The organism is Photobacterium lipolyticum (assembly GCF_003026475.1).
Lineage (GTDB): Bacteria > Pseudomonadota > Gammaproteobacteria > Enterobacterales > Vibrionaceae > Photobacterium > Photobacterium lipolyticum.
The window spans coordinates 77,494-101,069 of sequence record NZ_PYMC01000002.1 but is presented as its reverse complement, the minus strand read 5'-3'; the positions used below and the strand labels follow the sequence as shown (position 1 = coordinate 101,069).

The following is a 23,576-nucleotide window of genomic DNA, read 5'->3' as shown; positions in this document are numbered from 1 at the left end:
ATTTCCAGGCGCTGAGGTTACTTGGGTATATGACTTACCTGCTGATTTTCGAGTCATTACAATCACCACAATATGTTCTCAGACTAGGTACTACAGTTTAAGATTCTGATTGCGTATACTGCACAGATTGAATTGATACCAATATGGTTGGTTGCAGCTAGTATGATTATTTTTACCACTAATTTAGGCGATATCGAGATTGAACTTAATATGGAACGAGCCCCTGTCAGTTCGAAGAATTTTCTAAAGTATTGCCAAGATGGCTTCTATGACGGCACTATTTTTCACCGAGTGATAAAAGGTTTTATGGTACAAGGCGGAGGCTTTACGGAAGATATGCAAGAAAAGCCGACACGTGATTGTATTGCTAATGAAGCTAATCGTGGCCTTAAAAATGTCATTGGCACTCTATCGATGGCGCGCACTGATGCCCCACATTCTGCGACTGGACAGTTTTTTATCAACTTGGCTAATAACGACTTTCTTGATCATACAGCAACCACCAACGCAGGTTGGGGCTATGCGGTATTTGGCAAGGTTAGTGCTGGCATGGATGTGGTTAATAAAATGGCTGAAGCTAAAACGACCTCTAAATACGGCCATGATGATGTACCATGTGAAGCAATTATTGTAGAAAAAGTGATTATTAACAAGGAATATAAATGAAATCACTTCTAGTTTCGTTAAGCCTAAGCTCTCTGCTCGCAAGCTCTGCCTTAGCTGCGCAAAACAACATTTCTATTGAGTACCAGACAGCGAAAGGTAAAGAAGATAAGTCAGTACAACAATTGATAGAGCGAAGTGGTGTCAACGAAACTCTAGTAGAACTATCCAATGCGCACTTTGCGTTTAATAAGACTTTGACCATTCGGTATGGCGGTGAAGAAGGGCCAATGTACGATCCCGATACTCATATTATTCATGTTCCTTACTCTTTTGTTGCTGAATCGCTGCAATATTTTAAGAAAAATGACTACCAAAAGAAATACGGTAAAGAGCCGCAACTCGGTGCTATTGACACTTTCCTTCATACCTTACTCCATGAAGCTGGACACGCCTTAGTCGCCGATCAGGATATTCCGGTATTGGGTAAAGAAGAGGATGCGGTTGACAACTTCGCCACTCTGATGATGATTAACTACGTCGAAGAAGGAGATGATGCCGCCATTAGCGCCGCTGACATGTTCGCTTTTGAGTCGGAAAACAGGCCCGATTATTACGACTTTGGTGAGTATATTGATGAACATAGCTTTGATCTGCAAAGATACTTCTCTACCCTTTGTTTAGTTTACGGAAGCGCCCCAGAGAAACATCAAAAGCTACTCGATGAAGTCGAAAAAGACTATCTCTCTGAACGTAAAGATTTTTGTATCGATAACTTTCAGCAACTGGACCATAACTGGCATCAGTACCTTTCGTCCAAGAATTAGAGAGGGTTAATAAATATAGCCACTTTGAAAGTGGTCTATTCATTAGAGTGATTCAAATTAGGCGCTTTCACATCCGGCATTGGTTATGCGTCTGGTACTAAAGATAAAACCTCTCGAGTGAGAGGTTTTATGCCAATTTTTATCAAGATCAGATCTAATCCGTATTGCTATTAACTTTCGAATGAAAGCTTTGCTCCAAATGCACTGTGCCAGTCTTGGCTGAACTGTTCAACGGCAGGCTGCACGGCCGGGTGGGCAAACATTTGTGCGGCGACATCCACGGGTAAGGTAATCGCGCCGATACCCAGCTTCATCACTTCCATTGCCTGCTGCGTGTTTTTAAAACTGGCCGCCAGAATCTTTGAGCTTAGTGCATGCTGGTCGAGCAATAACTGCAGATCAGCCACAACGCCAACACCATCACTTCCCATACCATCAATACGGTTGACATAAGGTGCCAGATAATCGGCGCCGCATAATGCCGCCAGGAAACCTTGTTGTGCTGAGTAGATAGCGGTGGCTAATACCGTAATTCCTTCTTTTTTCATTATTTTAATAGCAGCAAGGCCGGTTTCCGTCGCTGGAACCTTTACCACCATATCATAGGGCAGTTGGTTGAGCTGCTTCGCTTCTTCAACCATCTCATTAATCGTTGTACTCACAACCTGAGCATGAAAACGTGCGTCCGATCCTAGGGTTTCGGCAAGAGCGGGCAATATCTGGCTTAATCCCTCACCGGATTTCGCCAGAATTGAAGGGTTGGTGGTAACACCTCTGAGAGGCAGGCACTTATTGAAGCGGGATACCTGAACAATGTCAGCAGTATCAAGATATAGTTCAATCATAATTATTATCCGTCTGATTTGCGATGAACAAACTATAGTCAGGCAAAGCTATTTGTGATTTGATCTAAATCAAGGTTGATTTCGTTCGTAAGTTGTAATGTTTCATTTGTCGAAGGCTGTGACATTTTACTCGGGGTCAGCATGTATTTCAATATTCAGCGTTTCTCTACCCATGATGGTGATGGAATTCGTTCTATTCTGTTTCTCAAAGGGTGCAGTCTGGCATGTCCATGGTGTCAAAATCCGGAAAGCCGGAGTAAAAAACGTTCATTGCTGTTCGATCAGCGAAGCTGTTTAGATGAATGCAATTTATGCCAACAGGCTTGTTCGGCAATTCAGCGTGATGCCAACGGCAACATCAAGATTAACCGCTCCCGGTTAAACGATAACGATCTAATAAAGCTTGAGAACACATGCCCGACACAGGCACTTTCAGTATGTGGCAAAGAGGCTGTAGCAGATGAGCTTTGCACGATCTTGTTGAAAGATAAACCTTATTATATTCAGAGTGATGGCGGTGTTACTTTTTCTGGTGGCGAGCCGCTTATGCAGCCTGAGCTTATTGCGACGTTAGCGAAGCGCATGTATCAGGAAAAAATCAATACTGCAGTTGAAACTTGTCTCCATGTGCCCTGGAAAAATATTGAGCGGGTATTGCCTCATATTGATTGCTGGCTTACCGATCTCAAACATACCGACGAAGCTAAATTTCAGCGCTGGACCAAAGGCTCACTGAAGCGAATTAAGACTAATTTTGAACAGCTGGCAAATAAAGCTAAACGGATTGTTATTCGAGTCCCGGTTATTCCCGGGTTCAATGACACCGAAGAAGATCTGCGTGCCATCATCGATTTTGCAGTTTCACTTGAAAGCTGCAAGGAACTTCATCTCTTGCCCTACCACACTCTGGGCATGAACAAATACCACCTGCTTGATATGCCATATCTGTGCTCTGACAAACCGCTGGGTAAGCCTGAGCTGTTAGAAAGCGCGAAACAATACGCACAGACTCATTGTAATAGAAAGCTTCTTGTCACCGTCAGAGGGTAACAATATGAACCTGAACCATTTACCGCAACGAATCGAAGCTCATAAACACGCATTGATTAACATCGTGACGCCGCCAATATGTACCGAACGTGCTCAAGCCTACACCGAGGCTTATCAACAACATGAAGATAAACCTGTTGTTGTGCAGCGCGCTTTGGCACTGGCAGAGCATCTGCGTACCAGAACGATCTGGATTAAACACGATGAGCTGATCATCGGTAACCAGGCGAGTAAAGTTCGAGCGGCACCGATCTTCCCTGAATATACCGTGCGCTGGATTGAAGCTGAAATTGATGATTTAGCGGATCGTCCCGGAGCGGGTTTCGCCGTGACAGAGCAGGACAAAGAGAATATTCATCGGCTCACGCCATACTGGCGCGGTAAAACGGTTCAGGATCGTTGCTACGGCTTATTTACGGGCGAGCAGCAAGACATTCTGGCGACGACCATCATTAAAGCAGAAGGCAATATGACCTCTGGTGATGCTCACCTGGCGGTCGATAACGAAAAACTATTACGCATTGGTTTAAATGGCTTATTAGATGAAGTGCGTACTCACCGCAGCCAGATTGATCTGGCTGACTGGGAAGATTTAAAGCGTGAGCAGTTTCTGAAATCGGTTGAAATTGTGCTGCTTGCCGTACAGCAACATATTGTTCGTTATGCTGAGCTGGCCGAAAAAATGGCAGGAGAAGAATCACGTCCGGCGCGTCAAAGAGAGTTGGAAACGATTGCTGCTAACTGTCGTCATATTGCGTTCGAGACACCGGCATCATACTGGCAGGCCTTACAACTGTGTTATTTCGTTCAGTTGGTTTTGCAGATTGAATCGAATGGCCACTCTGTTTCGTTTGGCCGTATGGATCAGTATTTGAACGCCTTTTATCTGCAGGATGTCGAAGTTGATAAGACAATCAGTCGTGAGTTCTCGCTTGAATTGCTTCAGAGCTGCTGGCTTAAATTACTGGAAGTAAACAAAATCCGCTCTGGTAGCCATTCTAAAGCCTCAGCTGGCAGCCCTTTATATCAGAATGTGACGATTGGCGGACAGAAACTGGATGACGAAGGTATACCTTCAGATGCGGTAAATAGTCTGTCATGGGCGATCCTGGAGTCATGCGGACAGCTACGTTCAACTCAACCCAACCTGAGTGTGCGTTATCACGAAGGTTTAGATCAACGCTTCCTGATGGGGTGCATTGAGGTCATAAAATGCGGCTTCGGTATGCCTGCGTTTAACAACGATGAAATCGTGATCCCAGAATTTATCAAGCTGGGTGTCGAAAAAACAGATGCTTATAATTATTCTGCAATTGGCTGTATTGAAACTGCTGTGCCGGGTAAATGGGGCTATCGCTGCACCGGTATGAGCTTCATTAATTTTGCCCGTATTTTACTGTCCGCACTTGATGAAGGTCGCGATGCAACATCCGGTAAAATCTTCATGCCGCATGATAAATCCCTGGCGAAAGGAAGTTTTGAAAACTTCGAACAGATCATGACGGCCTGGCGAGAGCAGATCCGTTACTACACCCGAAAATCGATTGAAATCGACTGTGTGGTAGATTCGGTTCTTGAACAGCAAGCACAGGATATCTTCTGCTCAGCTTTGGTTGATGATTGCCTGAGCCGAGGTAAGACGGTCAAAGAAGGGGGCGCGAAATATGATTGGGTATCAGGTCTTCAGGTTGGTATCGCTAACCTAGGTAACAGTCTGGCGGCGATTAAACATCTGATCTTCGATCAGCCTCAGATCACGCAACCGCAGCTGGCACAGGCTCTGGCCGCTGATTACGCAGGCAGTGACGGTGAACAGTTACGTCAGCGCCTGATCAACTTCGCTCCGAAGTTTGGTAACGATGATGATGCGGTCGACGATCTGCTAAGTCGTGCTTACGATGCCTATATCGAAGAGCTGGCTCAGTTCCACAATACCCGTTTCGGACGTGGCCCGGTCGGTGGTAATTATTATGCCGGTACGTCCAGCATCTCGGCGAATGTCCCGTTTGGCGCAGCGACAATGGCAACGCCAGATGGCCGTAAAGCGGCAACGCCGCTGGCAGAAGGTGCAAGCCCGGCATCGGGCTCCGATACACTCGGTCCGACGGCGGTCTATAACTCCGTAGGTAAAATCCCGGCAGGTAAAATTCTCGGTGGGGTGCTGCTGAATCAGAAGTTGTCACCGGCAGCTGTGGCTGATGAAAGCGATATGTTAAAGCTCTCGATGCTGATCCGCACCTTCTTCAATTACCATAAAGGCTGGCATGTTCAGTACAATATTGTTTCGCGGGCAACCTTGCTGGCAGCGAAGCAGCATCCTGAACAGTACCGGGATTTAGTGGTACGCGTCGCGGGTTATTCCGCGTTTTTTACCGCGCTCTCGCCCGATGCGCAGGACGATATTATTGCTCGCACCGAGCATAGCTTGTAGGATGATGGACTTTCGCGAAGATTTCATTAGAAAGTTAAAATGAACTCGAAGCGAAAGTCATTTTTTGTGTACGCAAACATCAGAGAGCAAGCAGGAACATCATATGAACCCGAGACAGAGTGAAATTGTACAGTTGGTTAATCAGGAAAAGCGCGTAATGGTGTCTGATCTGGCTTCCCATACCGGCGTATCCGAAGTCACTATTCGTCAAGATCTGAATCAGCTTGAAAAAGAGGGTTATCTGAAACGGGTTCATGGTGCAGCCATGTCATTACAAAGCGATGATGTCAGTGCCCGTATGGAAGTCCGCTTCAATACCAAGCAGAAGCTGGCTGAACGTGCCGCGCAATTAGTCCAGCCTGATGAGACGGTGATGATTGAAGGCGGCAGTGCCAATGCCCTGCTGGCCCGTGTACTGGCTGATCGTGGTGATATTACTATTATTACTCCAAGCGCCTACATCGCCCACATGATCCGCGACAGTAAAGCCGAAGTGATCTTGCTTGGCGGCGTTTATCAGCGTCAGGGGGAAAGTCTGGTTGGCCCGCTGACCCGCCTTTGTATTGAATACACCCACTTCAGTACTGCCTTTCTCGGTATTGACGGTTTCCACCGTGATACCGGGTTTACCAGTCGCGATATGATGCGGGCCGATGTAGCCATGGCGATCCTCAATAAAAACAAGCGCAATATTGTCCTGACCGATTCCAGCAAGTTTGGTCAAATCTACTCTACCAGCCTGGGGGCGCTTGATAAGTTTTCAGTTCTGGTGACCAATAGCGGAGTACCGCAAGAAGATCTCAACTGGTTGGAACAACATGGCGTGAGGCTGGAGCTGGTTGATGATGAATAAGCCTCTGACTTTGCCAGAGGTTATTTAAAGTCATAATTATATACATTTTCACGCATTATCTGACGGTATAGTCCAGTACAATGATCTCTTCCAGAACCGGGCGAAAGATTGATTTTAGCGCATCATGTTTTGGGTGTGGCAGATAGGTTTGCCTGCTGGCTTCGTCACGGAAGGTCATCAGCACACAGTGTGTATAGCCGCGATTTTTACCTTCCGGGCTGTCATTTTCTCCCCATTCAACGGCTTCGACGCCATCGACAGTCTCCGGGAAGGCAATAAAAGCGTCTTTTACGGCATCAATTTGAGACAGTGGTGCATCGGCTTTGAATTGGATCAGTAAAATATGGCGGATCATCTTAAATACCCCTGTATTTTTTAAAATCTTAAAACTCTGGAATTAAATCCCTGTTCTGAATTTCGAACAAAGTCATTAACTATAATGTATGAGAAAATAGTTCAGCGGTTTACTCATTAATATTTTGCTTAAAGTTGCTTACGGGCTTTTTGGTTAAATCTATTGCAAAATCAACATTAAATTCAGGTGCCAGTGTCTGACAAATGATCACAAAAAATCACGATCTACAACTTTACAAAGAGTTGACCCGTTTCGTTCATGAGCCTACTCAGCTAAACCAGGTGTTTTTTGCCGGAAACCAACCGGAACCGCCTGAGTTAGCCTATCAGGTCAATTTCCCCCGATTAGAACTCGTCATCGAGGGTGTTGTGCCGATGGAAATCGGCGGTGAAAAGGGACAAAGTTACACTGAAAACCTGACTCTTGGCCAGGCGTTGTTTTTACCGGCATTTAGCTGGAACAAACCCGATTGGCAGCAACCCGCCACAATCTTGAGCTTACTTTTCGGCAAACAAACCTTAGGCTTCAGTATTCTTCACTGGGATGGTGAAAACTTCCAGGTATTAAGCAAGGAGAGTGTCCAACGACGAGGTCCTCGTATCGGCGCATTCATCCTTAGAACGCTGGAAGAGCTTACCTGGCACCCCGAAGATCAATGCACGGCACGTTTAATTGTCAGTGCACTGTTGAGCCATGCCCTGGATCTGATTCAGCATCCTCCTGAGACCCTTTCGCGCAGCCAAACACTGTTCGAAGCAATTCGCGGGTATATAGAAAAACACTATCAAGAGCCATTAACCCGAGAATCGGTGGCTACACAATTTTATATATCAGCCAACTATTTGTCGCAGTTGTTCCACCGAGAGGGAAAAATTCGCTTCAATGAATACCTTAATCAAACACGCCTTGAAAGAGCGAAGTATTTATTAAAGCAATACGACATGAAAGTAAAAGAAGTTGCTCATCGCTGCGGATTTAGTGACAGCAACTACTTTTGTCGGATTTTTCGTCAGCACACAGACAGATCGCCATCAGAGTACCGCGTTCAATATCGAAGTCAGTTAACTGATTTCAAGGACAGTTGACGGCGGAGCATTACGTATTTTTTCAATGGCAGACAAAATAATGTCTGGGCTTTTCAAGATCGTTTTAATCGGAAGTTTAATAATCCGATTGCGTTGGAAACGCTCGAAACCTTCTATGCTGATATCAGCAGCAATGATGACGATTTGCGCAGCGTCAATGTCCTCAGAGCTTAAGGCATGATCTATGCCTAAAGCTCCTTGCGTTTCAATTTTAATAGGGAAGCCTTTTTTGTGGCACAGCTTTTCCAGCTGCTCAGCGGCCATATATGTGTGTGCAACACCACTGATGCAAGCAGTAACAGCAATAAGCTTCATTTGAAATGAACTCACTTTCAGAAAAGGAAGATATAACGGATTATACCTTCTTTTAACGCTAAAGTGCTTTATTAGATCACTAAATGACACTTAATCGGGTTAGATTACATCTAAAACAGTCGTACCTTCGCCATAAACGCTTTCCCAGTCACCGACAAATCCGGCTACGCCAGAATCTGTGAGTGGGTGTTGAATGAGCAAGTCAAACACATCAGGTGCGACAGTAATGGACTGTGCACCGACCTTTGCTACATCGTGAACTTGCTGAACATTTTTGAATGATGCGGCCAGCACTTTAGAATTGAGGTTGTAACGATCAAGCAGCTGAACGATTTCTTCAGTAACTTTTACACCATCACCGCAGATGTTATCCAGACGATTGACATAAGGTGCGAGGAACTCAGCACCCGCAACTGCAGCCATAAGTGCTTGTTGTGGAGTAAGAATAGCCGTAGCTGTTACTCGAACACCATCTGCTGCAAGCAAGCGAATAGCTTTCATACCTTCAGCCGTTACAGGTACTTTGATGATTAGGTTTTCATCAATATTACGCAGTGCACTAGCTTCCTGCACCATGACAGGTGCTGTTTTACCCATCACTTGCGCATGCAGCATGCGCTCCTGGCCGATAATTTCGCGGATATCGAGTAAAATCTCACGCAATGGACGGTTTTCTTTAGCAATAATCGATGGGTTGGTGGTAACCCCTGCGAGTGGGTAAAGGTCGACAGCTTTAGCAATAGCGGCAAGGTTCGCAGTGTCTAGCATGTAAATCATTGTTTAAACTCCAAATATTATAATAATTAAATCTTAAAACTAAATTCATTCAGGCAGCAGTTTATCGCTTCGTGACTGTCGGTAAAGGTAATGCCGTGTGCGGCGAGCTTAGAGGTATCAAGGCGGATATCCCGTACCGTTTGGCCTTCGATACCTTCAAGCAGTTGATCAAGGCGCTCTTGTTGTCCAAGTTCAACTAAAATGTGCCGTGCAATGTCATAGCGGCTCAGATCATTCTTGGCACCGACATGGTAGGTGTCATAAGGGATCTCAAATATTTTGTCGAACTGATCGATCAGTTCGTGAACATAGGTCAGGCCGCGGAATTCGTTGGTCCGTTCCACCAGTTTGGTCCCTGAAATGAGGCTTTGTAGCGTATTCCAAACTACATTTGGATTGATATTGGTCTGGCGTTCAGGCAAACCGAATAACCAGGTGAATCGAATGACCCAAAGTTCTTTAAGGATCTCTTTTAGCTTGCCTTCTGCTTCCAATTTGTTTTGGCCGTAAACGGTATCTGGCTCGGGTAAGTCGGTCTCGTTATATGGACCGGATTCTTTATTGCCGTTAAAGACCTGCTCGGTGCTGATAAATACCAGTTTGCTGCCAACCTCCCGGCATGCCTTGGCAACGTTGACTGCGCCATCAACGTTTACTTTGTGGGCAACTTCGGGGTGCTGATTACAGAAATCAGTCACCGCAATCGCGGCGGCATGAATAACATAATCAGGCTTGATTTCAGCAAACGTTGCCATCACCTGTTCGCTATTTGTGATGTCTAACTGTTCAACATCGGTGGCATAGATCTCAAATTGGTGCTGGTACGCTTTAATAAATCGTGTACCGAAAAAACCGTTGGCGCCCGTTAGTAATATTTTCTTTTTCATCAGATTTAACCTCCAATAATGACTTGATAGCCTGCGGCTTCTACGTGACGGCGAATCGCTTCAATTTCATTTGGCGATGGAACCGGTACGTCTTTTAATAAGTAATTTAATTTCAAATTGTCGTATTTGTTTGCACCGTATTGGTGAAAGGGCAGTAGATGGATCTCATCGAGTTCAAAAGGTTGTAAGAACCGCAATACCCGATCCACATTCATTAAATCCAAGGTATAGCCAGGAATAAGAGGCAAACGTGGGATCACATTCACACCAGCTTTAATCAATGCGTTAAAGTTATCGAGCACCTTTGGCAAATCGATACCCGTGATAGATTTTGCGCGTTCAGCATCCATAATTTTGAAGTCGTAAAGGACTTCATCGCACAATTTACCCAATGCCAATAAATGCCTTTGATTGCCTTGTCCTGTGGTTTCTATCGCGACCGGATAATTCAACCCTTTGAGACGTTTTGCGAGTTCGATAGCAAAAGGTGCTTGAGCCATCACCTCGCCACCAGACAAGGTCACGCCACCACCGGAGGTGCGGAAAAAGACACTGTCTTTTTCAATTTCAGCGACAATCTCATCGAATGTCATGTTGTTACCGACAACCTCCAAGGCACCGCTTGGACATTCATCGATGCTTTCTTTTGTATCAAGAACACAAACATCACAATGAATGCATTTTGCTTCCCGCTTGATCATTTGTTGCTTCGGTGAGCGTGATTCAGGGTTTGCGCACCAAGGACAGGTCAGAGGACACCCCTTAAAAAACACCACCGTGCGAATGCCCTGACCATCATTAAGCGAATAGCGCTGGATATTGAATACGCGGCCCTCTCGCTCATTGAGTATTTGGGGTGCAGCCGATATGCCGTTACAACTCATGGGCAGTTCGACGAATAATGTCGTCCTGGATTTCCCTGGACAACTCAACAAAGAACGCACTGTAGCCGGCAACGCGTACCACTAAGCCGGCATAGTCTTCGGGTTTTTCCTGCGCCTTTTTTAACGTGTCAGCGTTAAGCACGTTAAACTGAATGTGCTGTAACTTGAGCTTCATAAATGCGTGTAAGAAGTCACACAGCTTGTTAATGCCTTGCTCACCTTCAAGTGTGCCTGGCGTAAACTTGGCATTGAGCAGACTGCCATTGGATAACAGATAGTTATCAAGTTTACTGACTGACTTGAGTACCGCCGTCGGTCCTGCCTGATCTTGACCGAGCATAGGTGACAGACCGCCGTCGGCCAGCTGCTCTTTAGCTAAGCGTCCATCCGGTGTTGCACCAACCACTTCGCCGAGTGGGATATGGGCTGAGACGGTATAAGATCCCGGGGTAAATTTACCACCACGTGGATTATCGTATTGCTCGACTTCTTTACAGAACAGGCGTAATAACTCCGTACTGATCATGTCGACTTCATCGATGTCATTACCGAATTTCTCGTAACGATTGATCAGTCGAGCACGAACCTTGTTGCCACCTTCATTTTCGAAATTGCAGTTCAGCGTTTCTATGAAATCCGCATAGCCCATGCGTTTTTCTTCGAACACAAATTTTTTGAGTGCATGGAGCGAATCTGACAGGTTAGCAATACCGATCCCCTGTACGCCCGAGAAGTTATAACGACTACCACCGTCGGTAATATCTTGTCCATTTTCGATACAGTCGTTGATGAAAGAGGAAAGCAGCGGTACGGGTGCCCAGTCCCGGTGGCCGATATCACAAATATTTGAGCCTTTCGCCATCAGTTTTACGTAGTGGCAGATATCGTCACGAATTTGTCCAACCAAGCTGTCATAACTCACATCCGGGTTATGCTGATTGCGCTTAAGAACCAGTTCCATGACTTTAAGCAGATTAAACATCGCAATATCGTGCAGGCCATAAGTCTTACCCGGAATGGATAATTCCACACAACCTACGACGGCGTAGTCACGGGCATCTTCGAGTGATACACCCCGATTCAGAAAGGCAGGCACCACCACTTCATCGTTAAAAATTTGAGGAATACCGGTTCCCAGACGGATGGTTTCTGCGGTTTTTTGTAAGAACTTACGGTCGATAAGTTCGTTGATCCGCACCCCTAAGTTTGGCTGAGGCAGTTGAATATTTTGGTAAGAGTCCAGACATAACGTTGACAGTTCGTTGACGGCGCTATGACCCGTTTCGTTCAATCCACCGAGTAGTATGGTATAGCCGGTCGGGAACCCGGCAAAGAACTTGGCACTATTAGTCGAGCGCAGCAGCACAATGTCATTCATCTTTACCCAAAGACTTTCCAGTAACTCTTGCAAGAAGGCGGGATTTTCACCTGCATCCAGTGATGCGCGGTAAAATGGCAGCATGTACTGATCAAAACGGCCCAGGGAAAGTGAACTCGCATTGGACTCGTATTGCAGAATTATATTCATGTACCAGAATAGCTGACACGCTTCATAGAATGTCTCTGGTGGCTCAATAGCAATTTTTGCCGAGATTTCAGCTATCTGCTTCAATTCAGCAGCGCGTTCAGGGTTTCCTTCAAGCCCCAAGTTATCCGCCATTTCCTGGGCTAAATGCTCATAGCGGCGAATATGCCGGGTACTGGCTTCTAGCAGTAACTGCACTGCTGTGTAGAAATGGTTATCCGGGTTTTGTGTCGCTAACGATGCCATTTCATCGGTAAGACGGCCCAGACCATTTTTCAACAGGCGATCATAGTCAATGATGATGTGTCCTTGCCCTTTGTCAGTCTGGTTGACTGAAAAAACTTTCTGGCGGGTCGCATCTCGGATCTCATCAGGAAATTGGCTATTGATGAAATCTTTCATCGAGCGTTGTGACCAGTATGGCAGCAACTGCTCGCGGTAAATCCTCTTGTCTTGCTCGGCGATCTCAAACTTGTCCTGTGGCCGAGAAAAGAAAATATCCAGCTCGTTGTCTATCCAATAGGGATCCATTTCAGGTGAAACTATCCCTGCACGAGGCTTTACGGTGCGGTTACCTGCGATGAGCTCATCTTCCCGAATTGAGATCGCAACATTATCCATTACATGAGATGTTGCCTTGGCCCGACGAATGAGTGTTGGTTCACCGTCGGTCTGCTGATGACTTTCGGTATACAGCAAGGCTCTTTCCAGAGATATTTCGCGTGGGGCATCAAATAAACTGGTTTTAAGATGAGTAATGCGTTCTGTAGTCATAATCGTTCTAGACTCCTGCTGGTTAAACCACAAATATCGGAGGAGATGAAAGCAGGGGGAGCCCCTGCTTAGCTTAAAAATAAAGGGTTACAATACTGGGGGGTTATTGTTTGTTAAAGAAGGCTTCGACCTTGGCCATGACCGCGTCGGATCGTTTAACAGCATCACTGACACCGATACGAACGATAGTTTTTCCTTCAAATCGTTCTCCGTTTTTGATCCCGACATCTTTAGTCAGTATGACAAGATCTGCCGCTTCTATTTCGGCATTAGTTAATTCGTTTTCGATACCGATAGAGCCTTGAGTTTCAACTTTACATTCCCAGCCTTTACCTTTCGCTGCCTGAGAAATTGATTCTGCAGCCATGTAAGTGTGAGCAACGCCAGACGGACAAGCTGTAACTGCGATAATTTTTTTCATTTTGGACACCATAAATTAAATAAACAAAAAGTTAATACAGATTAAAAGGCGCAATATATGCCTGAATTTGAGCTGTTAGCCGATTTCAAAATCTATATCGACATCATTTTTTTTCTCTTCGACTACTTGTGGACGAAATGCTTTAAGGAAGTTAACCATTAGTGCCGTGACTAATGAGCCGACAACCAATGCGATAATGAAACTGAATCGACCTTCAACGACAGGCAATACAATCAGACCACCCCAGGCGGCATAGCTTTTAACACCTAATACAGCCGCAGTAACTGCACCGGTAGCAGTACCAATCATGATAGAAGGGAGTACGCGTAGCGGATCTGCCGCCGCGAATGGAATTGCACCTTCAGTAATACCCATCGTACCCATTAGAATGGAAGCTCGACCAGCTTCCTGCTCGTCGGCGTCATACAGTTTTTTACCGAGGAAGGTGGCAAGGCCCATACCGACAGATGGAACTGCGACAGCAACGGAACTAATCCCCGCAACATCGTAAAGCCCTTCACCTACGGAAAGAATAACGAACGCATAGGCGACTTTATTAACCGGCCCGCCCATATCAAAGGAGATCATCAGACCCATGATGATCGCTAGTACGACAATACTGGAGCCTTGCATTCCTTTCAGGAACTCGGTCAACGTTGCTGTTAAAGTACCGATAGGCTCACCGATCCCCCAGACGATAGCGCCGGCGGTAATAAAGGTACCAATAATCGGAATGACGAAAATTGGCATAACTGAGCGTGCAAACGCGGGTACTTTTATTTTCTTCAGGTAGAAAACAACAATACCGCCGAGCAGACCGGCGAAGATGGCACCGAAAAAGCCGGTGTTGTACATATTAGCGCCGATAAAAGCGGCAATGGCAGATGGTGCTAATGCCGAGCGATCAGCAATCGAGTAACCAATATAAGCGGCTAGAATGGGAACCATAAGTTGGAAGCCGGCTACCCCGATAAAGAATAAGTCATGAAGCCATGTACCTTCTTCAGGAACGGCACCTTCGCCATAGAGCATTACAGATGCCGCCAACAATATGCCACCGGCAACAACAAACGGGATCATATGTGAAACACCTGTCATCAGGTGCTGCCTGGTATTTTTTAAAATATTTATGAGGTCATTCATGACGCTCTCCTTAGATACAGAGGATCAAACTTCACTATTTGATCAAATTAATTTTTTTAATGATTGATGTGGTTGATTTGTTGGTTCGTATTAAATAGTGGAAGAAATGAGTCTTCATAAAGAGAAGACAAAAATGCTATTTACTGGATTATTGTTAGATCTGGATGAAAGGGTGATCTGACTCACGAAAATCCATAAACAAGCACCATTTTGTCGGGTTAAGTTTTAATTCATTAAATTTCAAGGTTTTATTTGTAGGTGGTGGCTTTGAAATGATGCTTTATCTATAAAGGAGATGCTTTTTATAGCAAATTTGAGCGAGATCACATTGCAAAGAAGTAGTCACATTTGTCTAGTGTTTCGTAGAAATGTCCCATAGTTACTCTTTGTTTCAATCATTATTCTTTGTAATAAATCACGTATTCACTCAAATCCAGTGGGATTGAACAATTTCTGAGGCAACAACTATGGCTAAGACCCTGACCTTTTCTTGCGAGCTGCCAAATGGTGTACATGCTCGTCCTGCAAGTAATGTAGAAGCTCTGTGTAATGAATTTAAAGCGACGATTAATTGGCAAAACGAGCGTACTGGTGCGGTAGCTAACGCAAAAAGTGTTTTATCACTCATTGGAACCGATACATTACTTGGTGATAAATGCTTAATCACTATTGAGGGGGAAGATGAAGCAGCAGCATTTGAGCGGCTAACCAGGTTTATTAAAGAGGAATTTCCTCATTGTGATGAGGCACTTGAAACCGTAGCGAGTGATGATGGTGAATTTGAACCGCTTCCGCGTAACTTGAGCAATCTGGATCTTAGTTTGGTTCGCGGACGTCCTGTTAGCGCAGGTTTTGGCCAGGGTAAGTTGCTGCGTGCGGGGAGTATTAACTTTGATGCGTTAACCGGTTTGCCTCCTGCATGCGGTTATGACGAAGAGCAAGTTATGCTGGCTCAGGGCCTTGAAAAAGTGACTTCCTCACTCACCTTACAAAAGAAAGTTGGCGCCGGCACAGAACTGGCTGTGATTGAAGCACACTTATCGATTATTAACGATGAGGAGTTTCGTGCAAAACTGGAACAGAGCCTGTGCGAAGACAAACAAAATTGTGCCAATGCAATTATCGCAACAGCTCAATACTACTGCGAACAGCTTCAGAACTCTTCCAGCAGCTATCTGCGCGAGCGTGAACTGGATATTCGTGATATCTGTTTTCAGTTACTGCAAGCGGTTTACGGCGAAGATCACTTTGATAATAAACTCACACTTACCGAGCCATCGATCTGTCTGGCCGATGATTTAACACCAAGTCAGTTTCTCGAGCTAGATAAAAGCCTGTTGAAAGGGCTAATGCTGACTCATGGTGGCAGCACTTCACATACGGTTATTCTTGCTCGCTCATTTGGTATTCCGACCCTGGTTGGTATCGATGAAAATTCAGTCACGGCCTATCTCGATTCAGAAGTCTTGCTTGATGGCGATCTTGGTTTAGTTGTGACTGAAATTAATGAACCAGTCACTCGTTACTATCAAGAAGAGCAACGAGTTAAAGATATCGTTGCTGTGCGACAAAGCCAATTCCGTGAGCAGCAAGGTCAGACGGCTGATGGTATAAAAATTGAAATTGCTGCCAATATCGCACACGCTATTGAGGCCAAACCGGCATTCAATAATGGTGCAGAAAGTGTTGGCCTTTTCCGTACCGAAATGCTCTACATGGACCGCACCAGTGCGCCGGATGAAGATGAACTCTACAATATTTTTTGCCAGGCGATTGAAGCGGCAAATGACAAACCGATTATCGTACGCACCATCGATATCGGTGGCGATAAGCCCGTTGATTACTTGAAGATCCCAGCGGAAAACAATCCATTCCTGGGCTATCGTGCAGTACGAATTTACGAAGAGTTTATCGAGCTATTCAAAACCCAGCTACGCAGTATTTTACGTGCATCAGCCCACGGCCCGTTAAAAATCATGATCCCGATGATTTCATCTGTTGAAGAAATTCTCTGGGTGAAAGATGTATTAGCCGAAGTCCGTCAGGAACTTCGCAAAGAAAAACTCCCGTTTGATGAAAAAATTTCATTCGGCATTATGCTGGAAGTGCCGTCTATAGCCTTCATTATTGATCAGTGCTGCGAAGAAATTGATTTCTTCTCTATCGGCTCAAATGACCTGACCCAATATCTCATGGCAGTCGATCGTGACAATGCCAAAGTCACAAAGACCTACAATAGCTTGAATCCAGCATTTCTACGCACTCTGGATCATGTTGTGCGTGAAGTTCACCGTCATGGAAAGTGGATTGGTTTATGTGGTGAATTAGGGGCCAAAGGGTCGGTTCTGCCATTGCTGGTTGGTTTGGGCTTAGATGAAATTAGTATGAGTGCACCAAGCATTCCGGCAACGAAAGAACGTATCGCTAAGCTTGATAGCCGCCAATGCCGTCAGTTGCTTAACAAAGCAATGAACTGCCGAACCACGTTAGAAGTGGAACACTTGCTGGCTCAATTCCGTATGGAGCAGACTGACGCACCATTAATCACTAAAGAGTGCATTACCCTTGATGCGGATCTGAATAGTAAAGAAGAAGTGATTAAAACACTGACCGACAACCTGTTCCTGGCTGGTCGCTGCCGGTATCAAAACAAACTGGCCGACGATTTATGGGCAAGGGAAGATGTGTTCTCAACCGGTTTGGGTTTTGGTTTTGCTATTCCACATACCAAAAGTGAGCACATTGAGCAGTCGACTATCAGTGTGACCAGACTGGCGAAACCTATCCTGTGGGGTGATGACGAAGCGCAATTTGTCATCATGCTAACGTTGAACAAGCATGCGGCCGGTGATCAGCACATGAAGATTTTCTCAAAACTAGCTCGTCGAATTATGCATGAACAGTTCCGTCAGAATCTGTTAAATGCCCAATCTGTTGAGCAGGTCGAGCAGATCCTCAAGGCTGAGCTGGAACTGTAACTTCGTTTTACCCTCTGGCGGCATCTTGTTTGTCTCTAAAGATGCCGCCTTTTTCTTTCCAAGTTTATATGCTGTGAGAATGTTTCGTTCTCATACCGCGGTGTTCAACTCAACATGTATCGAGAATGGAATGAACCCAATTAAAACAGCCATCATCGGTTTTGGCATCTCCGGCCGATGCTTTCAAACGCCAGTGATTCAAGCCGTGTCTGCACTGGATTTAACCGCCGTTCTATCGAGCAACTCAGAAAAGGTTAGGGCGGTATTACCTCAGGTTGAGGTTTACAACACCCTTGGAAAACTATTGGCGGAAAGTGAGGTAGAACTTGTCGTCATAGCAACCCCGAACGAGCAGCATTACGCCATGGCCGCGGCAGCGCTTAAGGCCGGAAAGCATGTTGTGGTTGAAAAACCCTTCGTGATTAATAGCCCTTCAGGCGAAGCGCTGATTCGATTGGCAAAAGATCAGAACAAACTGCTGACGGTTTATCAGAGCCGACGTTTTGATGGTGACTTTTTCACTGTTAAAAAATTAATTGATGAAGGAAAATTGGGTGAGGTTCATACCTTTATTTCCAACTACAACCGTTATCGCCCGCATGTTCAGGAACGCTGGCGAGAACGTAATGAGCCGGGTTCGGGGATCCTGTACGATTTGGGATCGCACCTGATAGATCAGGTTTTGCAGCTTTTTGGCATGCCTGATTCTGTCGATGCCCATTTGCGAAATCAACGTTCCGGAGCCCAGGCCGTTGACCATTTCCATCTCATCCTGAGCTACCCGACACGAGAAGTGATCCTGCATGGTAACTGCCTGAGCACAACCCCCGGGCCGCGTTTCAAGATCTTTGGCGATAAGGGTTCTTTCATCAAACATGGCATGGATCCTCAAGAGGAGCTTCTGCGCCAGGGAATTGGCCCCAAAAGTCCGGAATGGGGGATAGATAAGCCAGAGTTATATGGCCGGATAGACTTCCTTCTTGATGATGTGCCCTGCTATGGAACGATTCCGACCTGCCATGGGGGCTACGAGCAATTTTACCTTCAAGTTGCTGATGCCATCAGAACCGGCTCTGCATTGCCTGTCTGTGCCGAAGAAGCATTAACTGTTATTCGTATTATTGAGGCTGCCTATCGAAGTGATGAGCAAGGGCGCCGGATCCATTTATAACCTTTTCTAAATAGTGAGAGAAAGCTATGAACGACATACTCAATGAAATAGCTGCCCAAGAGCAGCGCCTGCAATTTGGTCATTTCAGTCACCTGCGGGCCTGGGGACTAGGTTATTCCATCAAAACCCTGGCTGAGAAAAGAGGTGCCAGTGTGGCGATTGATATTACGTTCAATGGCCAATGTCTGTTCTTTTATGCCATGCCGGGTACCACCATAGATAATGCTGAGTGGATCCGGCGCAAGCGTAATGTGGTTCACCGCTATCAGTGCAGTTCTTGGTATATGGGCAACGCATGTAAAGCAAAAGAGAAAACCATTGAAGAGCGCTCTTTCGTCGATCCAAAAGAATATGCCCCTTATGGGGGCTCTTTCCCGCTGTCGATTCGTAATGTTGGAATTGTAGGTGCTATCAGTGTATCAGGACTTCCTCAGGCGGAAGACCATCAGCTTATTGTTGATGTTCTGGAAAGCTTTCTGAGCGAAGACGAAAAATCAGAAGAGAAATAAGCCATGAACCTATTAGGCACTGCAAAGGATGTTATTCAAGCAGAGATCAATGGCCTTCAATCCATGGCTGATAATTTGGGTGACGACTTTACTCAAGCGGTGGATATGATCCTTACCACAGAAGGTCGAACCATAGTGTGTGGAATGGGAAAGTCCGGCATTATCGGAAAAAAAATAGCTGCCTCGTTAGCTAGCACCGGTACACCTGGGTTTTTTATGCATCCTGCCGAAGCTTTCCACGGCGACCTGGGAATGGTGAAGTCCGAAGATGTATTTATCGCCATTTCCAATTCAGGCGAAACAGATGAAGTACTGAAGTTACTTCCTTTTTTGCGAGAAAACAGCAATCAGATCATCGCAATTACAGGCAAACCGGAATCGACTCTAGCCAGAAATTCACACTGTCATCTCAATATTGCTGTTCCTCAGGAAGCTTGCCCTTTGCAGTTAGCGCCAACCACATCGACAACTGCCACCTTAGTCATGGGCGATGCGCTGACAGTCACTTTAATGCAAGCAAGACAATTCAGGCCTGAAAATTTTGCCCGTTTTCATCCGGGCGGCAGTCTGGGCCGTCGCTTACTGGGGCGGGTCAGTGATGACATGATCACCGAGAACCTTCCGACTGTGAGTCGCCAAACCCCACTTGTAGAGGTGATCAGTGTCATTTCGACAGGACAACTTGGTCTGGTTTTGGTTGTTGAAGATCAAGAGGCTGTTGAGCGCCAGGAGATCGTGGGGATGATCACCGATGGCGACCTGCGCCGAGCGATAGAAAGGCATCAAAAAGAAATCTTTGCTTTAGATGCTTCTAGCATTTGCTCTCCATCACCGGTTACCACCACGCCTGACACATCAATCCATGCAGCATTGGAATTGATGGAGGAGAGAAAGATTTCATCGTTAGTGGTTTGTGAGCAAGGCCAATTGGTCGGTATTTTGAAGAAATAATTAAGAAGTTATACGCAAACCACTTGAAACAAATTACGTAATCTCAACCGTTTTAGTTATGAAAATTATGAAGGGAATAACATGGACAAAATTGACTATGTACAGTATTGGTAGTGACAAATAATAAAACCATATCAAGAAAGATATTTAAATAAATCCCCCTAGCAAACTGCTGGGGGATTAAATAATCAGAAAACATCATATTTGAATTGTAATAACAGACCCTAATCATTTGATCCTGCGCTGTGAGATACATGTTGTGTGTGAACTTTCAATGAGCATCAGCTTGCACATGAGGTCTTTTATATATAAATCAAACAAATTCTGCTTGAGATCATATTATTATTTATGGGAACTGATGATTATGGTCGATATATTATATATGCCATATAACGATAGTTACCATGAAGACGGAAGATCTCATTTTATTTACCACGGTTGCTGAATATAAAAGCCAGAGTGCAGCTGCCCGTGCTTTAGGTATTCCGGTATCAAAAGTAAGTCGCCATATCGCCCAGTTGGAACAACACCTCGGGACCCGTTTGCTGGAGCGAACGACCCGTAGTCTGTCACTGACCGATGCCGGTATTGAATTATTGGAGAGAAGTAAAATAATTCTGGCAGAAGTGGAAGCTCTGGAAATGAGTGTCGGCCAGTTACAGGCGCAGCCTCAAGGTCTTGTTACAGTTGCCGCCCCGCTGGACTTTATCAGTCATGCCTGTAGCGAGGCGCTCCCCCTGCTTTGTCAGCGTTATCCTGCTTTACGGCTGAAGTTTATCTCTTATCAAAGCCGTCAAAATCCAATGGATGTTCAGGCCGATCTGGTTCTCTTTATTGGTCATGATAGCCCCCCGGATAGCTCAATGGTTGGCCAGCGGCTGAACACAATCAAACGCAGTTTTGTCGCCAGTCCGGACTTTGTCGCAAGTAATCCCGACCTCGTTCATCCGAAACAGCTCACCCAGTATCCCTGTCTTCTTACAGCGAAAGGTGCTCAGCCAAGCGATAACTGGTTATGGCTGCATAACGACAAGCTACATAGTGTCGAAGTTAACGGGCCGTTTGAATCTGAAAGTATTGAACTTTGTATTGCAGGTGCCATTAACTCGCAGGGTGTCGCCTGGGTGCCTCCGGTTATGTGTCTGGAACATCTCAAGTCTGGTCGCTTAAAGCTGTTGTTCGATGGTCGATACGCAACGGATGTTAGCATGTGGGGGCTTTATTCCAGTCGCTACTACCTACCGCATCGAGTACGTGTTGTGCTCGATTTTTTCCAGCAGAAGTTAGCTAAAATACAGCAAGAGGCTGAATTAATTAAATAATTATTTGGCTACTACTTTTGCATTTTTTAGAAAGGTCCTTCCTAAATACAGGTATATCTCTAAAGAGATAAAGAAAATAAGATTCGCCTAAACATCTAGCGTTTTTGGTTGTGGACCAATTGCAATATGTAAGGGTGAATATGAGCGAACAAGACAAGCAAGGCATCGATGAAAAACGCCGTCAGCTATTAAAACTAAGCGCGGGAACTGTCGCTGGTGTCGGTGTTGTGGCAGGAGCTGGAAGCTGGATAAAACACAAGGTGGAGGGGGTCGAACAGGATCAGTTTCCGGTAGAAGTTTCTGAAGATCATCGCTCAATGGATCAACGCGATGTCCTTCTCACTTTTGCTTGCAGCAAGGCACTGGCTGAGCAACATCCCGACCGCAACCAGAACTTTAGTGAAGACACCGGTGGCCCGATAGCGGCCGGGGAAAAACCGTTTAACTTCCAGCACCATTTAGTCAATTACCGTACAGCACATACACGTGCCGATAATGACAAGGTTGGCTACACCCAGCTGGATTACGCCCTGGAAGGCGCATGCTGGGAAGTTATGAACCAACTGGCACCGAGGCAAGCCGCAGGGGTACCTAACAGCGGCATTCTCGGTTGGGACCAGTCCGATGTCGCTTCCCACAAGTATCCGTTCAAAGATTCAGTTGAGAAGGTCAGCGCGATTAAAACGGCCGCCAAGACATTCGGCGCCGCCCGGGTCGGGATATGTCGCCGTGACAAGCGTTGGGACTATGATCCGCTGTACGATGCTACTCAGAATAAAGTCATGACCTGGGAAGAGGACTTTCCGTTCGAACCAAAGAGTGTGATTGTGATGCTGGTGGACATGGACTATGAGGCAATGGCAACGGCGCCGATGATCCCAGCCTCCTCGACTGCAGCCATGGGTTATAGCATGAATACAGTTCTGGCCGGCTCTATGGCCAAGTTCCTTCGCAATCTCGGCTACCAGGCTGTCGGTTCAGGCAATGACCTTGGTAACTCCGTTGCCTATGGCATTGCTGCCGGGTTGGGGGAAGGGGCGCGTAACGGCACGCTGATTGCGCCGACTCTCGGGCCACGGGTACGTATCTGCAAAGTCTACACCGATCTTGAGCTGGATGATGCCGCATATGACAAACCGCGCGATTTTGGCATTATGACCTTCTGTGAAAACTGCAAACGGTGTGCTGAATCCTGCCCGTCCGGTGCTATCAGCATGGACGATAAACCTTCTATGGGACCAACTTACCCCGGCAGTGACGATCCCGGCTACACCTGGCATGGCCAATCGGGAATGCGCAAGTTCTATAGTGATTCCAAAAAGTGTTTCAAGTTCTGGTCAGATAACGGCGGCGACTGCGGTGCCTGTATTACCGCTTGCCCATGGAATAAACCCGATTTCTGGCACCACAGGTTGATTGACGCCTCCAACACCTTTACCGGTGGTGCAGTGCATACCATGATGAAACAGGCTGATATTCTGTTTGGTTACGGCAACATTAACGATGAAAAAGCTGTAATAAAATTCTGGCGCAGCGGCTTTGACGGCGATTTCACCTAAGGAGAGACTTATGATTGGATTAATGTGGTACTTGATGGGGATGGCCACCACCGCAGCTTTATGGGGCTATGTCTATCTGAAGCGTAGCTACCAGCTCGGGCTGATGGCCAACTTAGGTCTGTTAGGTGCATTCGGGCTTGGCTGGATCTGCATCGGCTGGTCCTGGGCCTCCTTTGCCGAAGGCGAACCTCAGTCGGGCGCTATGGGGATGCTCTGCTTTGGCTTGCCGACTCTGATCCTGGCTGCTGTCACCTGGCGCAAGCTTATTCAGCCAGCTATCAAATAGTAACAAGACAGTCTGGCGGTTTCTT

General features: G+C 46.0%; 22 protein-coding genes. 13 read left to right on the top strand and 9 right to left on the bottom strand.

Annotation, left to right across the window (positions count from 1 at the left end; all coding sequences use genetic code 11):
- The first annotated feature begins 162 nt into the window (after positions 1 to 162).
- Both C9I89_RS03290 and C9I89_RS03285 read left to right on the top strand, forming a co-directional pair.
- Positions 163 to 666 carry a peptidylprolyl isomerase gene (locus tag C9I89_RS03290; RefSeq protein WP_107281938.1) on the top strand — a complete coding sequence of 168 codons (504 nt, stop codon included), beginning with the start codon at positions 163 to 165 and terminating at the stop codon, positions 664 to 666.
- Positions 663 to 1,430, top strand: coding sequence for a DUF4344 domain-containing metallopeptidase (locus C9I89_RS03285; protein ID WP_107281937.1), 768 nt, complete (start codon positions 663 to 665; stop codon positions 1,428 to 1,430). Before C9I89_RS03290 ends, C9I89_RS03285 begins: the two co-directional genes overlap by 4 nt.
- 170 nt (positions 1,431 to 1,600) lie before the next feature.
- On the opposite strand, the gene C9I89_RS03280 is transcribed toward C9I89_RS03285, so the two are convergent.
- Positions 1,601 to 2,275, bottom strand: a complete 675-nt coding sequence (locus C9I89_RS03280) for a fructose-6-phosphate aldolase (protein ID WP_107281936.1) — start codon at positions 2,273 to 2,275, stop codon at positions 1,601 to 1,603.
- Positions 2,276 to 2,416: 141 nt separating this feature from the next.
- On the opposite strand from C9I89_RS03280, the gene C9I89_RS03275 reads away from it, so the two are divergent.
- The 3 genes from C9I89_RS03275 to C9I89_RS03265 all read left to right on the top strand — a co-directional run bounded on the left by C9I89_RS03275 (position 2,417) and on the right by C9I89_RS03265 (position 6,609).
- Complete coding sequence (locus C9I89_RS03275) at positions 2,417 to 3,325, top strand: glycyl-radical enzyme activating protein (protein WP_107281935.1); 909 nt, start codon at positions 2,417 to 2,419, stop codon at positions 3,323 to 3,325.
- Positions 3,326 to 3,329: 4 nt separating this feature from the next.
- A complete protein-coding gene (locus C9I89_RS03270) occupies positions 3,330 to 5,756 on the top strand; it encodes a formate C-acetyltransferase/glycerol dehydratase family glycyl radical enzyme (protein ID WP_107281934.1) in 2,427 nt (808 codons plus the stop codon).
- Positions 5,757 to 5,859: 103 nt separating this feature from the next.
- Positions 5,860 to 6,609: a DeoR/GlpR family DNA-binding transcription regulator gene (locus tag C9I89_RS03265; RefSeq protein ID WP_107281933.1), complete on the top strand. Its 750-nt coding sequence runs from the start codon at positions 5,860 to 5,862 to the stop codon at positions 6,607 to 6,609.
- A 55-nt stretch (positions 6,610 to 6,664) separates the two neighbouring features.
- Here C9I89_RS03265 and C9I89_RS03260 read toward each other — a convergent pair whose 3' ends face one another.
- Positions 6,665 to 6,964: a Dabb family protein gene (locus C9I89_RS03260; RefSeq protein WP_107281932.1), complete on the bottom strand. Its 300-nt coding sequence runs from the start codon at positions 6,962 to 6,964 to the stop codon at positions 6,665 to 6,667.
- A gap of 203 nt (positions 6,965 to 7,167) precedes the next feature.
- Between C9I89_RS03260 and C9I89_RS03255 the strand changes: the two genes are divergently transcribed.
- Entirely contained in the window at positions 7,168 to 8,049 is an 882-nt protein-coding gene (locus C9I89_RS03255) for a helix-turn-helix transcriptional regulator (protein WP_107281931.1), read from the top strand.
- On the opposite strand, the gene C9I89_RS03250 is transcribed toward C9I89_RS03255, so the two are convergent.
- From C9I89_RS03250 to C9I89_RS03220, 7 genes are all read right to left on the bottom strand, one after another.
- On the bottom strand, positions 8,026 to 8,364 hold the full coding sequence (locus C9I89_RS03250) for a fructose PTS transporter subunit IIB (RefSeq protein ID WP_107281930.1): 339 nt from the start codon (positions 8,362 to 8,364) through the stop codon (positions 8,026 to 8,028). The two genes, C9I89_RS03255 and C9I89_RS03250, sit on opposite strands and share 24 nt — an antisense overlap.
- A gap of 99 nt (positions 8,365 to 8,463) precedes the next feature.
- A complete protein-coding gene (locus tag C9I89_RS03245) occupies positions 8,464 to 9,141 on the bottom strand; it encodes a fructose-6-phosphate aldolase (RefSeq protein ID WP_107281929.1) in 678 nt (225 codons plus the stop codon).
- Positions 9,142 to 9,167: 26 nt separating this feature from the next.
- Positions 9,168 to 10,028 carry an SDR family oxidoreductase gene (locus C9I89_RS03240; RefSeq protein WP_107281928.1) on the bottom strand — a complete coding sequence of 287 codons (861 nt, stop codon included), beginning with the start codon at positions 10,026 to 10,028 and terminating at the stop codon, positions 9,168 to 9,170.
- Positions 10,029 to 10,033: 5 nt separating this feature from the next.
- On the bottom strand, positions 10,034 to 10,912 hold the full coding sequence (locus C9I89_RS03235; RefSeq protein ID WP_107281927.1) for a [formate-C-acetyltransferase]-activating enzyme: 879 nt from the start codon (positions 10,910 to 10,912) through the stop codon (positions 10,034 to 10,036).
- Positions 10,902 to 13,211 (bottom strand): formate C-acetyltransferase, encoded by a 2,310-nt coding sequence (locus C9I89_RS03230; RefSeq protein WP_107281926.1) that lies wholly within the window; start codon positions 13,209 to 13,211, stop codon positions 10,902 to 10,904. The genes C9I89_RS03235 and C9I89_RS03230 overlap by 11 nt, the downstream gene beginning before the upstream one ends.
- A 103-nt stretch (positions 13,212 to 13,314) precedes the next feature.
- A complete protein-coding gene (locus C9I89_RS03225; protein ID WP_107281925.1) occupies positions 13,315 to 13,632 on the bottom strand; it encodes a PTS fructose-like transporter subunit IIB in 318 nt (105 codons plus the stop codon).
- Positions 13,633 to 13,707: 75 nt separating this feature from the next.
- On the bottom strand, positions 13,708 to 14,775 hold the full coding sequence (locus C9I89_RS03220) for a PTS fructose transporter subunit EIIC (RefSeq protein ID WP_107281924.1): 1,068 nt from the start codon (positions 14,773 to 14,775) through the stop codon (positions 13,708 to 13,710).
- Positions 14,776 to 15,242: 467 nt separating this feature from the next.
- Here C9I89_RS03220 and ptsP point away from each other — a divergent pair, with 467 nt between their 5' ends.
- The 7 genes from ptsP to C9I89_RS03185 all read left to right on the top strand — a co-directional run bounded on the left by ptsP (position 15,243) and on the right by C9I89_RS03185 (position 23,551).
- A complete protein-coding gene (gene ptsP, locus C9I89_RS03215; protein WP_107281923.1) occupies positions 15,243 to 17,753 on the top strand; it encodes a phosphoenolpyruvate--protein phosphotransferase in 2,511 nt (836 codons plus the stop codon).
- A 130-nt stretch (positions 17,754 to 17,883) separates the two neighbouring features.
- Positions 17,884 to 18,924 carry an oxidoreductase gene (locus tag C9I89_RS03210; RefSeq protein WP_107282300.1) on the top strand — a complete coding sequence of 347 codons (1,041 nt, stop codon included), beginning with the start codon at positions 17,884 to 17,886 and terminating at the stop codon, positions 18,922 to 18,924.
- 26 nt (positions 18,925 to 18,950) lie between these two features.
- Positions 18,951 to 19,433 carry a heme-degrading domain-containing protein gene (locus C9I89_RS03205; protein WP_107281922.1) on the top strand — a complete coding sequence of 161 codons (483 nt, stop codon included), beginning with the start codon at positions 18,951 to 18,953 and terminating at the stop codon, positions 19,431 to 19,433.
- Positions 19,434 to 19,436: 3 nt separating this feature from the next.
- Complete coding sequence (locus C9I89_RS03200; protein ID WP_107281921.1) at positions 19,437 to 20,384, top strand: KpsF/GutQ family sugar-phosphate isomerase; 948 nt, start codon at positions 19,437 to 19,439, stop codon at positions 20,382 to 20,384.
- 404 nt (positions 20,385 to 20,788) lie between these two features.
- Positions 20,789 to 21,706 (top strand): LysR family transcriptional regulator, encoded by a 918-nt coding sequence (locus tag C9I89_RS03195; protein WP_107281920.1) that lies wholly within the window; start codon positions 20,789 to 20,791, stop codon positions 21,704 to 21,706.
- A 140-nt stretch (positions 21,707 to 21,846) separates the two neighbouring features.
- A complete protein-coding gene (locus C9I89_RS03190) occupies positions 21,847 to 23,265 on the top strand; it encodes a reductive dehalogenase (RefSeq protein WP_107281919.1) in 1,419 nt (472 codons plus the stop codon).
- Positions 23,266 to 23,275: 10 nt separating this feature from the next.
- Positions 23,276 to 23,551, top strand: coding sequence for a tetrachloroethene dehalogenase (locus C9I89_RS03185; protein ID WP_107281918.1), 276 nt, complete (start codon positions 23,276 to 23,278; stop codon positions 23,549 to 23,551).
- Positions 23,552 to 23,576: the final 25 nt, after the last annotated feature.

What these genes read in the sequence shown, in the direction of transcription:
- C9I89_RS03230 (WP_107281926.1), bottom strand. Translation starts at nt 13,211, where the DNA reads ATGACTACAGAACGCATTACTCATCTTAAAACCAGTTTATTTGATGCC.
- C9I89_RS03290 (WP_107281938.1), top strand. Translation starts at nt 163, where the DNA reads ATGATTATTTTTACCACTAATTTAGGCGATATCGAGATTGAACTTAAT.
- C9I89_RS03270 (WP_107281934.1), top strand. Translation starts at nt 3,330, where the DNA reads ATGAACCTGAACCATTTACCGCAACGAATCGAAGCTCATAAACACGCA.
- C9I89_RS03285 (WP_107281937.1), top strand. Translation starts at nt 663, where the DNA reads ATGAAATCACTTCTAGTTTCGTTAAGCCTAAGCTCTCTGCTCGCAAGC.
- C9I89_RS03205 (WP_107281922.1), top strand. Translation starts at nt 18,951, where the DNA reads ATGAACGACATACTCAATGAAATAGCTGCCCAAGAGCAGCGCCTGCAA.
- C9I89_RS03200 (WP_107281921.1), top strand. Translation starts at nt 19,437, where the DNA reads ATGAACCTATTAGGCACTGCAAAGGATGTTATTCAAGCAGAGATCAAT.
- C9I89_RS03275 (WP_107281935.1), top strand. Translation starts at nt 2,417, where the DNA reads ATGTATTTCAATATTCAGCGTTTCTCTACCCATGATGGTGATGGAATT.
- C9I89_RS03235 (WP_107281927.1), bottom strand. Translation starts at nt 10,912, where the DNA reads ATGAGTTGTAACGGCATATCGGCTGCACCCCAAATACTCAATGAGCGA.
- C9I89_RS03280 (WP_107281936.1), bottom strand. Translation starts at nt 2,275, where the DNA reads ATGATTGAACTATATCTTGATACTGCTGACATTGTTCAGGTATCCCGC.
- C9I89_RS03260 (WP_107281932.1), bottom strand. Translation starts at nt 6,964, where the DNA reads ATGATCCGCCATATTTTACTGATCCAATTCAAAGCCGATGCACCACTG.
- C9I89_RS03210 (WP_107282300.1), top strand. Translation starts at nt 17,884, where the DNA reads ATGAACCCAATTAAAACAGCCATCATCGGTTTTGGCATCTCCGGCCGA.
- C9I89_RS03225 (WP_107281925.1), bottom strand. Translation starts at nt 13,632, where the DNA reads ATGAAAAAAATTATCGCAGTTACAGCTTGTCCGTCTGGCGTTGCTCAC.
- ptsP (WP_107281923.1), top strand. Translation starts at nt 15,243, where the DNA reads ATGGCTAAGACCCTGACCTTTTCTTGCGAGCTGCCAAATGGTGTACAT.
- C9I89_RS03195 (WP_107281920.1), top strand. Translation starts at nt 20,789, where the DNA reads ATGAAGACGGAAGATCTCATTTTATTTACCACGGTTGCTGAATATAAA.
- C9I89_RS03265 (WP_107281933.1), top strand. Translation starts at nt 5,860, where the DNA reads ATGAACCCGAGACAGAGTGAAATTGTACAGTTGGTTAATCAGGAAAAG.
- C9I89_RS03190 (WP_107281919.1), top strand. Translation starts at nt 21,847, where the DNA reads ATGAGCGAACAAGACAAGCAAGGCATCGATGAAAAACGCCGTCAGCTA.
- C9I89_RS03245 (WP_107281929.1), bottom strand. Translation starts at nt 9,141, where the DNA reads ATGATTTACATGCTAGACACTGCGAACCTTGCCGCTATTGCTAAAGCT.
- C9I89_RS03240 (WP_107281928.1), bottom strand. Translation starts at nt 10,028, where the DNA reads ATGAAAAAGAAAATATTACTAACGGGCGCCAACGGTTTTTTCGGTACA.
- C9I89_RS03185 (WP_107281918.1), top strand. Translation starts at nt 23,276, where the DNA reads ATGATTGGATTAATGTGGTACTTGATGGGGATGGCCACCACCGCAGCT.
- C9I89_RS03250 (WP_107281930.1), bottom strand. Translation starts at nt 8,364, where the DNA reads ATGAAGCTTATTGCTGTTACTGCTTGCATCAGTGGTGTTGCACACACA.
- C9I89_RS03255 (WP_107281931.1), top strand. Translation starts at nt 7,168, where the DNA reads ATGATCACAAAAAATCACGATCTACAACTTTACAAAGAGTTGACCCGT.
- C9I89_RS03220 (WP_107281924.1), bottom strand. Translation starts at nt 14,775, where the DNA reads ATGAATGACCTCATAAATATTTTAAAAAATACCAGGCAGCACCTGATG.